This is a genomic window from Acinetobacter sp. WC-743, from assembly GCF_000335555.1.
GTDB classification, from domain to species: domain Bacteria; phylum Pseudomonadota; class Gammaproteobacteria; order Pseudomonadales; family Moraxellaceae; genus Acinetobacter; species Acinetobacter bereziniae.
Window position 1 is genome coordinate 25,852 of sequence record NZ_AMFQ01000079.1, and the last position, 13,739, is coordinate 39,590.

General features: G+C 39.2%; 13 protein-coding genes. 9 read left to right on the top strand and 4 right to left on the bottom strand.

All coding sequences use genetic code 11. From position 1 onward, the window contains the following. Positions 1–31: 31 nt before the first annotated feature. The 4 genes from nuoN (at position 32) to ACINWC743_RS11460 (ending at position 4,283) form a co-directional block, all read left to right on the top strand. Complete coding sequence (gene nuoN / locus ACINWC743_RS11445; RefSeq protein WP_009585542.1) at positions 32–1,558, top strand: NADH-quinone oxidoreductase subunit NuoN; 1,527 nt, start codon at positions 32–34, stop codon at positions 1,556–1,558. A 121-nt stretch (positions 1,559–1,679) separates the two neighbouring features. After that, positions 1,680–2,315, top strand: a complete 636-nt coding sequence (upp, locus tag ACINWC743_RS11450) for a uracil phosphoribosyltransferase (RefSeq protein ID WP_004827961.1) — start codon at positions 1,680–1,682, stop codon at positions 2,313–2,315. Between the two features lie 64 nt (positions 2,316–2,379). Continuing rightward, positions 2,380–3,489 carry a hypothetical protein gene (locus tag ACINWC743_RS11455; protein WP_009585539.1) on the top strand — a complete coding sequence of 370 codons (1,110 nt, stop codon included), beginning with the start codon at positions 2,380–2,382 and terminating at the stop codon, positions 3,487–3,489. 56 nt (positions 3,490–3,545) lie between these two features. After that, a complete protein-coding gene (locus ACINWC743_RS11460; RefSeq protein ID WP_009585550.1) occupies positions 3,546–4,283 on the top strand; it encodes an excalibur calcium-binding domain-containing protein in 738 nt (245 codons plus the stop codon). A gap of 366 nt (positions 4,284–4,649) precedes the next feature. On the opposite strand, the gene gigC is transcribed toward ACINWC743_RS11460, so the two are convergent. Further along, on the bottom strand, positions 4,650–5,531 hold the full coding sequence (gigC, locus tag ACINWC743_RS11465; RefSeq protein ID WP_004827965.1) for a LysR family transcriptional regulator GigC: 882 nt from the start codon (positions 5,529–5,531) through the stop codon (positions 4,650–4,652). A gap of 82 nt (positions 5,532–5,613) precedes the next feature. On the opposite strand from gigC, the gene ACINWC743_RS11470 reads away from it, so the two are divergent. Further along, positions 5,614–6,375: a ferredoxin--NADP reductase gene (locus ACINWC743_RS11470; protein WP_009585532.1), complete on the top strand. Its 762-nt coding sequence runs from the start codon at positions 5,614–5,616 to the stop codon at positions 6,373–6,375. A gap of 71 nt (positions 6,376–6,446) precedes the next feature. On the opposite strand, the gene thiO is transcribed toward ACINWC743_RS11470, so the two are convergent. Together thiO and hemB are read right to left on the bottom strand one after the other, a co-directional pair. Beyond that, positions 6,447–7,574 (bottom strand): glycine oxidase ThiO, encoded by a 1,128-nt coding sequence (thiO, locus tag ACINWC743_RS11475; protein ID WP_009585534.1) that lies wholly within the window; start codon positions 7,572–7,574, stop codon positions 6,447–6,449. Between the two features lie 295 nt (positions 7,575–7,869). Further along, positions 7,870–8,880: a porphobilinogen synthase gene (gene hemB, locus ACINWC743_RS11480; protein WP_009585533.1), complete on the bottom strand. Its 1,011-nt coding sequence runs from the start codon at positions 8,878–8,880 to the stop codon at positions 7,870–7,872. 99 nt (positions 8,881–8,979) lie between these two features. Between hemB and ACINWC743_RS11485 the strand changes: the two genes are divergently transcribed. The 4 genes from ACINWC743_RS11485 to ACINWC743_RS11500 all read left to right on the top strand — a co-directional run bounded on the left by ACINWC743_RS11485 (position 8,980) and on the right by ACINWC743_RS11500 (position 12,969). Beyond that, complete coding sequence (locus tag ACINWC743_RS11485) at positions 8,980–9,513, top strand: thioesterase family protein (protein WP_004827972.1); 534 nt, start codon at positions 8,980–8,982, stop codon at positions 9,511–9,513. 327 nt (positions 9,514–9,840) lie between these two features. Further along, positions 9,841–10,998 carry an HlyD family efflux transporter periplasmic adaptor subunit gene (locus tag ACINWC743_RS11490; protein ID WP_009585541.1) on the top strand — a complete coding sequence of 386 codons (1,158 nt, stop codon included), beginning with the start codon at positions 9,841–9,843 and terminating at the stop codon, positions 10,996–10,998. 6 nt (positions 10,999–11,004) lie between these two features. After that, positions 11,005–12,531 carry a DHA2 family efflux MFS transporter permease subunit gene (locus ACINWC743_RS11495; protein WP_009585535.1) on the top strand — a complete coding sequence of 509 codons (1,527 nt, stop codon included), beginning with the start codon at positions 11,005–11,007 and terminating at the stop codon, positions 12,529–12,531. Between the two features lie 144 nt (positions 12,532–12,675). Beyond that, complete coding sequence (locus tag ACINWC743_RS11500; protein WP_009585545.1) at positions 12,676–12,969, top strand: cold-shock protein; 294 nt, start codon at positions 12,676–12,678, stop codon at positions 12,967–12,969. Between the two features lie 66 nt (positions 12,970–13,035). On the opposite strand, the gene ACINWC743_RS11505 is transcribed toward ACINWC743_RS11500, so the two are convergent. Then, a complete protein-coding gene (locus ACINWC743_RS11505; RefSeq protein WP_004827980.1) occupies positions 13,036–13,623 on the bottom strand; it encodes a hypothetical protein in 588 nt (195 codons plus the stop codon). Positions 13,624–13,739: the final 116 nt, after the last annotated feature.

Genomic DNA, 13,739 nt, shown 5'->3' on the forward strand with positions numbered 1-13,739 from the left:
CATGAACTTCACTATGTCATTTTCGGATCTCATGCCTTTAGCACCAGTTTTTATTGTTGCATTGACAGCGATTGTGGTGATGATTCTGATTGCGATTAAACGTAATCACAATCTGATTGCAACTGTTTCGGTGATTGGTTTAAACCTTGCTTTGGCAAATATATTACTTACTTTGTTTGGTAAGGCATTTGTCCCAGGACCGGTCATGAACATGTTTATGGTTGATCCATTTACATTGTTCTACCAAGTGATGATTTTAATTGCCGCATTGGCTTGCTGCACATTGTCACATGCATATATTGAAACTTATAAAGACAACCGTGAAGAATTGTACCTGCTTATGCTGATTTCAGTTTCAGGTGCAATGTTGATGGTTGCAAGTTCTCATTTTGCATCGTTCTTTATCAGCCTTGAATTGATGTCTATTCCTATATATGGCTTATTGGCATATACCTATCAACGTGGAAAATCGCTCGAAGCAGGTGTGAAGTATCTTGTACTTTCTGCGACAGCTTCTGCCATGTTGTTGATGGGAATGGCTTATGTCTATTCAGCAGTCGGTTCTCTGTCTTTTGCAGGTCAAATTGATGATTTGTTCTGGAAATTGAGTAAAACTCAAAATCCAGAACTGATCATGGCAATCCAATCGGCACTTGGGCAATATCACCAACTGATCGAAACACCAATGGTCATTATTGGTTTGGGGCTGATTATTGCAGCTGTGGCATTTAAACTTTCTCTTGCGCCATTCCATAAATGGACACCAGATGTTTATCAAGGTGCACCTGCACCGATTGCGACGTTCCTTGCAACAGTTTCAAAAATTGCAATGATCGGATTGTTGGTCCGTTATTTATTATCTTCAGGCGTGATTGGCATTGAATCAATTCAGACGGTTATCGTCGTTATTGCAGTTCTTTCAATCCTTGCAGGTAACTTACTTGCAGTGCGTCAAGTCAACTTGAAGCGTATTTTAGCGTATTCATCAATCGCTCATTTTGGTTATCTGCTCCTTGGTTTAGTGAGTGCTTCATTCCTTAGCCTGACATCTATTGGTGTATATGTATTTACTTATGTCATCACAACCATCGGTGCTTTCGGTGTAGTTGCCTTGATGTCTAGTCCATACAATAATGTTGATGAAGCTGAGTCACTGGCGGATTACCGTGGTCTGTTCTGGCGTCGTCCTGTACTGACTGCAACTTTAACAGTCATGATGTTATCTCTAGCAGGTATTCCTTTGACTGCTGGTTTCATCGGTAAGTTCATGTTAGTGATGACCACAGTGTCTGAACAACACTGGTTCTATGCGGCAATGATCATCATTGGTAGTGGTATTGGTTTGTACTATTACTTACGTGTCATGATCGTTCTGTATATGACACCACCAGATACACCACGTATTGATGCAGATAAGCATTGGGGGCAAAAAGCAGGCGGTATTATGGTTCTTCTTGCTGCCTTATTGGTACTGGTATTTGGTGTTTATCCAGATCCGATTATCGCTTTGGCACATGGTGCTCAAATCGTTGCGCCTTTGCATATCATTTTGCAATAATCTGATGAAAGTAAGTTATTAACAAAAAAAAGCCCTCATTTGTTGAGGGCTTTTCTTATCTCTTATATAAAAAACAATTATAATAGCGGAAATTTACTTTTATCCTTTTAGGTAATCTCCTGTGTCAATTCAAGAAATCCGTCATCCGCTTATCCGTCATAAACTTGGTCTATTACGCCGTGCTGATATAAGTACCAAGAACTTTCGTGAGCTTGCTCAAGAAGTGACTATGCTTTTGACTTATGAAGCGACTAAAGATTTACCAGTTTGTGATCACGAGATTGATGGCTGGAATGGCAAGGTGAGTGTAGATCGTATTGCCGGTAAAAAAATTACGGTTGTGCCGATTTTACGTGCGGGTATTGGGATGCTAGATGGTTTTTTAAATCTTATTCCAAGTGCTAAAGTTTCAGTATTAGGGCTTGAGCGTGATGAAGAAACTTTGGAAGCGCGTACCTATTATAAAAAATTAGTTCCAGATGTTCAGAATCGTTTAGCCATGATTATTGATCCAATGCTGGCAACAGGTTCGTCTTTGGTTGCAGCAATTGATGTATTAAAAGCCAGTGGTTGTAAAGATATCCGTGTGATGGTGCTTGTTGCTGCACCAGAAGGGATTAAACGTGTTGAAGCTGCACATCCTGATGTAACGATTTTTACTGCCTCTATTGATCAAGGCTTAAATGAAAATGGCTATATCGTACCGGGCTTAGGTGATGCAGGTGATAAAATTTTTGGTAGTGTGCAAAAAGATTAAAATTTAGTATGATCAAAGGAGGCGATAGGGGCCTCCTTTTTTTATTCTAATAAATGAGAAAAAAATGTTTCGTAAGGGGATAGTCATTTTTTATGATGAAAAATCTGCTAAGGGCTTAATAGAATTAAAAAACGATCATCAACAAGTTGTTTTTAAATTAGAAGATTTTTCAAACCAAACTGTTCTCCCACAACTTGGAGAGCGGATTAAGTGTGTTGTGCTGGAACAAAATGGAGAAGTTTTAGCTAAATTTATCGTACGTCTAGATCATAAAAACTATGTCACTGACCCAAACCGATCTTTACCTATTCAGCATTTATATGAAGAAAATGTCTATGAGAATGTAAGAAAAGCGCGAAAGGCACATAAGAAAAGAAGAGTGATTGAGGATGAGCAATTACCAGACAATGTTCAATCATTGACAAGACCTGCGTTGCAAGCCCAAACGATGCAAATGAGTGAAGACATAAAACTGGATGTTGTTGTACAAGACATATGTAGTCCAGAAAATAAGACTCAAGAACAGCCCAGTCAAGACAAACAACTACAAGATTATGCGCCAACACTATCGTATCAAGTCGAAGACAAATCATTATTGACAGATCCAAACCTTGTTAATATAGGCAAAGATACAGCTGAAGCAATTTCTGCAATAGCACTATTCGATACGGTCCAAATCTCGAAAACTGAACCATCTTTAGCTCGAATTCAAACGGACAATCGTGCTGCTCAAAAAAGTATAAGCCTGCACTGCGAAAGTGAGGAAAGAGCGATCGTCCATGAAAAGCAACAGAACTTGGGAGATAGCAAGCGTGAAGCTGTTGTTGATCTTCAGACGCAAACTGTAGTTTTAACGCATCCAGTTGAACATAGAATTCTTGAAAAAAATATGCATTTGAATGTGTTACAGCAATTTTTTCAAAATATTAAAATTCAATTCTTTTATTCTAAACGTAAGCAGCCGAAGAAGAAAACAGCTTCTGAACCAGCTATACGGTTGAATCCTTGGATAGTCATTATTGGCATTATTTTATTTATCGGTGTAAATTGTGTTATGTATGCCATGGATCGTTATAAGCAGTACAAAATTGAAAGTGTAATGAAGTTACAACAATATCAACAGCAACAAAAAGATGCAATTAAACAGCAGAAACGCGAGGCATACTCGCGCTAAGTCTCTGAAATGAGTAAAATATATTGTGATTCATAAGTATTTATAAGAGAAATGCTATGTTTTATTTGGGGCAAATCATTGAGTATCACGATGATAAAGGATATGGGCTTTTATTAGATCACCACTCTGCACAAACCGTGGCGTTTTATATTGCCGATTTTCCAAAAGAAGGGGGACAGCCTAAAAAGGGTGAAACCATCAAATACGTTGTGATCAATGATAAAGGTACGTTTAAAGCACATCAAATGATCCGTTTAGATGTGGCGATGAGCAATGATCTTAAAAGTAAAAAGGTGGATATCGATAAACAAAGAAATATTTTAAGGGCAAGTCAAACGGATAGTCGTAAATTCGGTTTTATTTCTTTTGTAATTTTGGTGATGGTTTTTGGATTGGTTTATTTTAGTTTTGCGGCTTGGACCCAATATCAAAGTTATCAAAAAGATCAACTGGCAAAATTTGAATTGTTTGAACAACAACAGAAACAAATTGTAGCGCAACAGCGAAAAGAAGTAGGTTATGTAAAACCTGTAAAATTTAGTGAAAAATCTGAAAATGCTTTAAATGGAAAAAATGAGGCATTGCGTGTACAAAATGCGCCTGCTGTAGCCATGACTGCAAATACTCCTGCAGTGGCTTCCACAAATACATCACCATATCGTTGTGATGGAAGAACCCATTGCAGTCAGATGAATTCCTACGAAGAAGCATTGTTTTTTATTCGGAATTGTCCAAATACTCAAATGAACGGTGATCATGATGGTCAACCATGTGAACGCCAATTTAGGCATTAACCCATTCAAAAAGCAAAAAGAAAAGCTCCAAGTGGAGCTTTAAAACTATTTAATTTGAGTTCGATAAAAATTCTTGATGAAATATGATACTCGGAACCGTCATCCGCAGTTGTTTGAGGCAGGACTACTTTTATAAAGTATTGTTTCTGCGACTGATTGAATGTGTTGCTGGTGATTGACGAGTTTTGCGGTGAGCAGCGATACCGCTGCGCAAGATGGTTGCCCTTGCGGAGCTTCGCTCCTCATCCCGAAAGAAAAGTATGGCGAGCCGCAGGCTGATCCTGAAATTGGGTGAAAACTCAGCAAGACTCCGCCGAGACTTATTGTTTTCCAATAAGTTGAAGATGTGGTTACATCGAACTCACGTTATTTACTTTCACAAAACTTCATGAAGGCTCTTAAGCCGGGACCTTGGTATTTCTGACGGTGTACCAACATAAACAATGGACGAGCCAGTTGCCAGAAAGGAGTATTTAGAATCACCAATTGTCCCTTATCAAGTAAGGGTTGAATAGCCAATTTAGAGATACACGACATACCTAAGCCACCAGCGACTATTTTTAAGATGGCTTCGTTATGACCCAATGTTAAGCGGATATTGGCATCTTGAAGGTCTTTAAGAATCGCATTGTCAAATACTTCACGTGTTCCAGAGCCTTCCTCACGTAAAATCCATTCTACATGTTGGAAATCAGATTGTCTGAGTTCACGATGTAAGTTGGCAAGAGGGTGACTAGGTGAACAGCACACGGCAAGCTCATCATCACGCCAATGTATACATTGCAATTGAGGTAAGAAACAAGAGCCTTCGATTAAAGCCAAATCAAGTTGAAACTGATTAACTGCTTCGATCATCTGACGTGTATTACCGACTTGAAGCTGTAAATGAGCTTGGGGTTGAATTTGTAGGAAATCCGCCATTAAATCAGGCATTAAGTAATCACTAATGGTCAGTGTGGCACCAATGCGTAAGTCAATACTTTGCAATTCACCTTTGGCGGCTTGTTCAAAAGCTTCACAGCGACCTAAGATTTCTAAAGCTTGTGGCAATAGAAATCGTCCTAAATCATTTAATTGTAGTCGTTTCCCTAAACGGTCAAACAGAGGAGCACCCAAACCATCCTCTAAGTCTGCCAAAGCCATACTTGCTGCACTTTGAGTTAACCGAACTGCATCACTTGCTTTGGTTACGGTACCTTCCTGAGCGACAGCAACAAACACAGCCAGTTGGCGTAAAGTCATTCGCATAAGTAGAGCCTTAACATTTTAATATTCATACATTATATAGGCATGCTACCATGAGCACTATGTTTCATGCCACGAAGAAATTATGTCAATTGAAAAATTTAGCATAGAAAAGGTCTTGTCTGTTCATCGTTGGACGAATACGCTTTTCAGTTTCACCATGACTCGACCCGCTCATTTTAAATTCACCGCAGGGCAATTCGCTCGAATCGGTTTAAAAGTCGGTGATGATTTGGTGGTAAGGGCTTATTCCGTGGTTTCCTCGCCTTTTGATGAAACACTGGAATTTTTTTCAATTGTCGTGCCCGATGGTGCATTCACGTCAAATTTACAACATCTTAAAGTGGGTGATGAACTGTATTTGGAACAAATTCCATACGGATTCTTAACTTTAGCGCGTTATCAATTACCACTTCCACAAGATTTGTGGTTACTGGCAACAGGTACGGGATTGGCGCCATTTATTTCGATGTTACAAGACTTTGAAACATGGTCAAAATACCAAAAAATCAATTTGGTATATAGCGTAAGAACCGCATCTGAATTGGCCTATGTGGATCGTATCCAAGAGATCGCAGAGCAATTTGGTGAAGGGCATACAGGGTTTAAATTTATTCCTATTATTACACGAGACCCACACGCAGCCTTGCATGATCGCTTACCGATATTGATTGAAAATGGTGAGTTGGAAAAAGCTGCTGATTTACACTTTAATGTTGAAACCACCCATGTCATGTTGTGTGGTAATCCACAGATGGTCGATGATACCAAAGCGGCACTTAAAGCCCGTGGTTTAACCATGAATCGCCGTGGTGAAGGCAATATTGCTGTTGAAAATTATTGGTAAATGATCTATTCAGATGAGAGAAAGATATCAACGATCTTTCTCTTCATAATCAGAAAATATTTTCTGCAAAATTAAGTGACGACTCTTGATACGATATTTTGCTTCAACCGTTCGGTTGAATAGGCTGTAGCATCTACCAGTGTCTGCTGTTTTAAAATCAATTGTCTAAGCAGTTGAGCTGAGGCTGGTCCCATACATAAACCATTACGATAGTGACCAAAGTTCGCCCATAAATTATTGAGCTCTGGCATTTTTCCAATATAAGGAATGCCTGTTGGCGAGCTTGGGCGCAAGCCAGCCCATTGCTTCACAATTGGAAAATTGGCCAATTCAGGCACCATTTCAATACACGCTTTATAAATGCTTTGTTGTACAGAGATACTAGGGCGGTGATCAAAGCCAATATGGTTCATACTCGAACCGCATACGATATGTCCATCTGTACGTGGAATGAGATACATGACATTGTTCATACACATGGTTGGAAGCCAGTTTTCAGGAGTTTTAAACAACATCATCTGACCTTGAACAGGATTAACAGGAATCGTTAACTGCAACTGCTCACTCCAACAATTAGACCAAGCACCTGTTGCAATCACAAAATGATCAGCTGAAAAGTCTTGTCCATTTGCAGTTTGAACAGATTGAATCTGTTGATTTTGAATATTAAATTTCTCAATCCATGTGTTTTCACGGATATCAGGCAAAGGATGTTGTTTTAGATAGCTGATCAGTGATTTGAGTAGTCGAGGGTTGCGTAGATTGGCTAACTGTGGAAAGTAGATCGCATGTTGAAATTGTTCAGAAATTTGAGGATTAACTTGTTTAAGTTTTTCTCTGGATAAATATTCACAATGTTGCATCGGTTCTTGGTATTGGTCTTTATAATTGAGTCCAATCTCAAAATCTGCTTCGTCGAAGATCAACATGCCAGTTTCATGAATTTCAAAGTCTATACCCGTTTTAGGGAATAGTTTTCGATTCCAATCTTGGTAAAGTTGTTTGCCATATTGAGCCAAATGGTTGACTTCTTGTGGATAGCGCCAAGGGTACATCGGAGATAGAATACCACCGCCTGCCCAAGAAGCGGCTTGTCCAGCATGTTGTTGATCGAATAGGGTGACTTTACAGCCTTGTTCAATAAGTTCAAGTGCACTGAGTAAGCCACTTACTCCAGCACCAATAATGGCAATATGCATGGTGTATTCTGTAAAAGTAAATAAATTTGAATGAACGAGAGTTCAACCTACATTTCTGAACGATGGCATCATCACAAAATGATTTTGGTCATTCAATTAACTTTTGATTTGACCTACTGTGTTAACTACAGTAGATCAAACCAATTCAAAGCGCATTGCGCTTCATCGTTAAACATTTTTTGCGACCTATAAGGGAGTCCATCCATCGCAAAAAATTTACATTTAAAATCTAGCCCTATTGGAGACAATAGGGGATGACATCCATAGGTATCGTTTATAGCAGCGTGAAAATTTACTACATCTGTTTTAATTGACGTGCTGCATCTTCCGCATAATAGGTCCAGATACCATCTGCACCAGCACGACGGAAGCACATCAACGACTCCATAATCACACTCTCAGATAACCAACCATTTTGAATCGCAGCAGCAAGCATGGCATATTCACCACTGACTTGATAAACGAAGGTTGGCACACCGAACGTATCTTTGACTTCACGGACTACATCCAAATATGGCATACCAGGTTTAACGATCACCATATCAGCACCTTCTTGAATATCGAGCGCAATTTCATGCAATGCTTCTGCACGATTGCCGACATCCATTTGGTAATTGTACTTATTACCACCTTTGAGGTTGGATGATGAACCTACTGCATCACGAAATGGACCATAGAAACTTGAAGCATACTTTGCAGAATACGCCATGATATTGGTATAGATAAAATTATTACTTTCTAAAGCTTGGCGGATAGCTCCAATCCGTCCATCCATCATGTCGCTTGGTGCAATGACATCAGCACCTGCCTCAGCATGGCTTAAAGCTTGTTTAATGAGACATTGTACAGTTTCATCATTCAGCACATAACCTGTATCATCAATGATGCCATCCTGACCATGCGTGGTATATGGATCTAATGCACCATCAGTAATCAGCACCATTTCTGGAAGTTCTTTTTTCAAAAGACGTAAAGTATTTTGAACTAATCCGTCTTCATGCCATGCCGCTTCAGCTGTTAAACTTTTGTCTTCTTGTGGTGTAACTGGAAATAGGGCAAGTTTTGATACGCCAAGTTCTAATAATGTTTCAGCTTTTTTTAGCAATAAATCTGCCGATAAGCGCTGAACATTTGGCATACTGGGTACATCTTGGGTCTGGTTTTGCCCTGGAAGTACAAATACTGGGTAAATGAGATGGTCTGCCGTAAGTTGTGTTTCTCTCACCATCGCTCGAAGTTTGTCGTTTTTACGGATACGGCGCATACGAGTGGCTGGGAAAGCAGGACGATTGAACGTATAAGTCATAACAATCTCGATGTTCAGTATTAAACTAGGCACATATTGTAGCCCTTTCATATTTTTTTTGGGAAAAAGCTGAAGTTTTTTCTCATTATTGGTTTCGAAATGATGATGAGTGATTCTCCTAAAACTGATTCTGCGCAGAGCGAATCACAAAAGAAGTGGACTGGTAACTTACATTTAGGTGCAAAAGCAGATCTAAATGTTGTCCTTAACCAGTTGACCAAAGCGTTTAATGGTTCACCTTATTTTTCGCATAACAACATGCAAATGCGTGTGGTAAATGATGAAATTGAAGGGTATATCGAAATGAAGCCTTATCTGATTGGCAATGTTGCATTTCAAATCTTGCATGGCGGTGTTGCTGCGACACTGTTAGACAGTATTGGTGGGATTGTTGCAATGGGTGAGTTGTATAAACGAGCCGAACCAGACCAGCTCCCAGATACGCTCAAAAAAGTTTCTCGACTTGCAACTGTGGATATGCGTGTCGATTATCTCGCGCCTGGTCGTGGTGAATATTTTATCGCAAAAGCTGAAACCTTAAGAATGGGACGTAAGGGGTGTACGATGCGGATGACCATGGTCAACAATGAAGGTAAGGCGATCGCAACTGCAATCGCATCGTATGCCTATTGATCACGCTGACAAAGTGTACTATGCAGTACACTTTTGTATTGTTTATGTCAATATAAGCCATCGGAAAGCATATTTTGATGGCTTATTTGTTTTAAAAAAAATATCAATATCAATAAGATTGATCTATTTTATAAAGATAAACTTTAGAGTAATATTTTTATTCTCATAATATGATTTTTGTCTGTAAAATTGAGCACCACAATTTTAAGAAGTTGACTTATTCAACCATCACGCAAAACCCCCAAAAAAGTGATTAAGCTGATGTTCAGTTTATATCCTTAAAATGCACTGATGTTTTGACAAGTCCAAGTAAGCTAGGAATATGCGATGACTGAAGCGCAAACGACGAATGCCTCTCCGAACGATGAAAATGAAGCGCAAGCGGATTTGGAAGCCAAACAAAAACGTAAAAAAATGCTGAAGATTTTTGCCATTATTGTTGTCGCAGCAGCAATTCTATATGCAATTTGGGCTTTAGTGTTTAGCAATACTGTGGAAACAGACAATGCCTATGTTGGTGCTGAAACTGCTGAAATTACTTCAATGGTCAGTGGTCAGGTGGCTGAAGTTTTAGTGAGTGATACACAGCAAGTCAAGAAAGGCGATGTTTTGGCAATTATTGATAATCGTGATGCTAAAATTGCGGTTGCCGAAGCCGAAGCAGCCTTAACTAAGGCAAAGCGCCAATACACGCAAAGTTCTGCAAATAGCAGTTCATTGTCCTCGCAAATTTTGGTGAGTACAGATGATATTAATAGTGCTAAAGCACAAGTAGCACAAGCCGAAGTCGCATATCAGCAAGCGCAACAAGAATTTGCTCGCCGTCAGCAATTAAGTGCAACAGGTGCAATATCGAAGGAAGAATTTAGCAAAGCACAAAGTGCTTTGAATAATGCTAAAGCTAGTGTTGATGTAGCAAAAGCGGCGCTTGCCCAAACTGAATCAAAACGAAAAGCAGCGCAAAGTAACTTAGATGCCAATGAAGCATTAATTCGTGGTACCTCGCAAAGTTCAACACCTGATGTATTGGTAGCTCAAGCAAAACTTGATCAAGCGCTTTTAGATTTACAACGGACTGAAATTAAAGCACCGCTAGACGGAATTATTGCCCGTCGTAGCATTCAAATTGGGCAACGTGTGGCGCCTGGTGCAAGTTTAATGAAAATCGTGCCAATAGCTGATCTATATGTCGATGCAAACTTTAAAGAAAGCCAGTTAAAGAATGTCAAAGTCGGTCAAAAGGCGACTTTAACCTCTGATCTATATGGTAAGGATGTTGAATATCATGGCACAGTGATTGGCTTTTCTGGAGGCACAGGTTCTGCATTTGCTTTGATTCCTGCACAAAATGCGACAGGTAACTGGATTAAAGTGGTTCAGCGTTTACCAGTACGTATCAAACTTGATCCTAAAGAATTGGCTGAACATCCATTACGTGTGGGTTTGTCCATGAATGCTGAGGTCGATACCTCATCAGCGAAGTAATCGCTTATGAATACAGCAACATTTCAAAATGAGCTGAAAGGCGGACGTTTACTCCTCGCTGCATTCTTTTTAGCACTTGCCAATTTTATGGTCGTGTTGGACATGACCATTGCCAATGTTTCTGTACCACATATTACAGGAAGTTTAGCGGTTTCAAGTTCACAGGGAACTTGGGTCATTACTTCGTATGCTGTTGCGGAAGCCATCTGTGTGCCTTTAACGGGCTGGTTGGCAGGACGCTTTGGTGCTGTTCGGGTATTTACCATCAGTTTGATCGGTTTCACCACATTTTCCATTCTGTGTGGTTTATCCAATAGTTTGGCAATGCTGGTGATCTGTCGTATTGGGCAAGGCTTATTTGGTGGTCCAATCATGCCATTGAGCCAAACGCTGCTCATGCGTATTTTTCCGCCTGAAAAGCATTCGCAAGCAATGGGTATGTGGGCAATGACCACAGTGGTTGGTCCAATTTTAGGTCCAATTCTGGGTGGAACAATCAGTGATAATTGGTCTTGGCACTGGATTTTCTTTATCAATATTCCTGTAGGTGTAATCTGTGCTTTGGGTGTCATGCGTTTGATGAAAACAGCAGAAACCCCGATTGCAAAATTACCTATTGATACCATTGGCTTAACTTTGCTGATTATCTGGATTGGTGCATTGCAGCTCATGCTAGATTTAGGGCATGAACGGGACTGGTTCAATAATACCTTTATTTGTATTTTGGCTGTGATTTTGGTGGTGGGTTTTATTGCCTTTTTCATTTGGGAATATTATGAAAAACATCCCATCGTCAACATACAGATTTTCCGATACCGTGGTTTTACCATTGCCACAATATCGCTGGCTTTCGCCTTTGCAGCATTCTTTGGCAGTATTGTATTGATTCCACAATGGTTACAGATCAACTTGGGCTATACCGCTTCTTGGGCAGGTTATCTCACTGCAACGATGGGCTTTGGTAGTTTGATGATGTCACCGATTGTGGCGAAAATGGCAACCAAATATGACCCAAGAGCATTGTCGAGTTTTGGTTTGATGATTTTGGGTGGCGTGACCTTGATGCGTTCATTTTGGACCACGGATGCAGATTTTATGGCATTGGCATGGCCTCAGATTATCCAAGGTTTTGCGGTGCCATTCTTCTTTATTCCTTTGTCCAATATTGCTTTGGGCGTGGTTCGCCCAGATGAAGTTGCTTCTGCTGCGGGTTTAATGAACTTTATGCGTACAATGGCAGGGGCGATAGGTGCATCTCTGGCTGTGACGATTTGGGATGATCATACTAAGTTGGCGCGGAGTGAAATTGTATCGACTATGCATGTCGAAGAAACCCAGCGTAATTTGGTCAATAGTGGTTTTAGCCCAGAAATGGCTTTGGGGACGATTTCTAACTTGGTGGATAAGGAAGCTTTAACACTTTCAGTCAATCATGTGTTTTTGATTTTTGCGATGGTATTTATCTTTGCAGGGTTAATTATTTGGTTATGCCCTAAACCGAAAGGTAATGTGGGCGCAGGGCATGCCCATTAAATTTTAAGTGTTATTGAAAGCCTGCTGAAAAGCGGGCTTTTTTATGGATATTCTTTATGTTTAATCGATAGATAGCCTGTATTTTATCTATTGATCAAGATCAGGGTATAATACACAGATTGTGTACTGCGATGAGGAATATGTATGAAGCCTGAATTCCAACAAGGAAAAATTAAACAATACAATGCTGAAAGAGGCTTTGGATTTATTGGTGGGCTTGAGCAGGATATTTTCTTCCATATTTCTGATTTTCCGCTTGCTGAGGGAGAACCAAAGCGTAACGAGCGAGTTAAATTTATCGTGGTTGAAAATAACGGTAAGTTGAAAGCCGCTAAAATCGAACGGGTAGAAGACCAGTCCGCCAAGGCTAAAAAGACGAGAGTTGTTGAGAACAATAAGTCGATTACCAATACTTTGTTGTCTAATTTTAGAAAGTAATCGCTGTTGAAAATTGGGGGGCATTTGATTTAAATGCCTTTGGTTTTTTTAAGATATTGACTTGAGTTATTTTAAGATATTGACCTGATCAAAATCATCTAGTGTCGTTTGTTGATTGAACATTCGACTGTTATATTTATATGAATCAGATAGTTTCAAACGTTTTGAATATTGAGTCTGCTTTTCTCCATAATATTGATGATATTCAAGAGTAATTGAGTCATCAGCTATAGTAGGATTGATAAAAATAATTCCTTTTCGGTCACTATTGGCTCTGATCGATGAATTATCCTCGCTGAAATAGATATTTTCACCAGCAATATAGGCAAATTGATGATTTCGTTTAATAAATATTTCATACATTGGAAAGTCTTTTGTGTTGTTTAAGGGATAAAAAACACCATCTTTTAACAGTGTAATCAATTTATTTTTACTTGATCCCTTTTCTTTGGTGTTATTGATGAGTCTTATATTGATTTGAATTTCAGGGTCTATGTCTTGATGAGCTAGAGTCGAAAAACTTAAAGTCGGTTCTTTTTGCATGGTTATTCTTGCCTTAGTTTCTAGGAAGATGATGATAATAATCGCAATTAATATTATAAAAATGCAGATTTTCAGCTCTTTATTGATAATTATCTGTGAACCACCTGCCATGACCTTTCCATTTTATTTTTCTGATTTAAATTTTATATTAATTTTAATTTAACTATTTGGTAATTAAAAGCATAGAATAAAAATCACGTTATTGTTTTTCCTATTAAATTTTTATT

Coding starts and splice junctions, on each gene's coding strand:
- nuoN (WP_009585542.1), top strand. CDS start 32: ATGCCTTTAGCACCAGTTTTTATTGTTGCATTGACAGCGATTGTGGTG.
- ACINWC743_RS11455 (WP_009585539.1), top strand. CDS start 2,380: ATGTTTCGTAAGGGGATAGTCATTTTTTATGATGAAAAATCTGCTAAG.
- ACINWC743_RS11460 (WP_009585550.1), top strand. CDS start 3,546: ATGTTTTATTTGGGGCAAATCATTGAGTATCACGATGATAAAGGATAT.
- gigC (WP_004827965.1), bottom strand. CDS start 5,531: ATGCGAATGACTTTACGCCAACTGGCTGTGTTTGTTGCTGTCGCTCAG.
- ACINWC743_RS11470 (WP_009585532.1), top strand. CDS start 5,614: ATGTCAATTGAAAAATTTAGCATAGAAAAGGTCTTGTCTGTTCATCGT.
- thiO (WP_009585534.1), bottom strand. CDS start 7,574: ATGCATATTGCCATTATTGGTGCTGGAGTAAGTGGCTTACTCAGTGCA.
- hemB (WP_009585533.1), bottom strand. CDS start 8,880: ATGACTTATACGTTCAATCGTCCTGCTTTCCCAGCCACTCGTATGCGC.
- ACINWC743_RS11485 (WP_004827972.1), top strand. CDS start 8,980: ATGATGATGAGTGATTCTCCTAAAACTGATTCTGCGCAGAGCGAATCA.
- ACINWC743_RS11490 (WP_009585541.1), top strand. CDS start 9,841: ATGACTGAAGCGCAAACGACGAATGCCTCTCCGAACGATGAAAATGAA.
- ACINWC743_RS11495 (WP_009585535.1), top strand. CDS start 11,005: ATGAATACAGCAACATTTCAAAATGAGCTGAAAGGCGGACGTTTACTC.
- ACINWC743_RS11500 (WP_009585545.1), top strand. CDS start 12,676: ATGAAGCCTGAATTCCAACAAGGAAAAATTAAACAATACAATGCTGAA.
- ACINWC743_RS11505 (WP_004827980.1), bottom strand. CDS start 13,623: ATGGCAGGTGGTTCACAGATAATTATCAATAAAGAGCTGAAAATCTGC.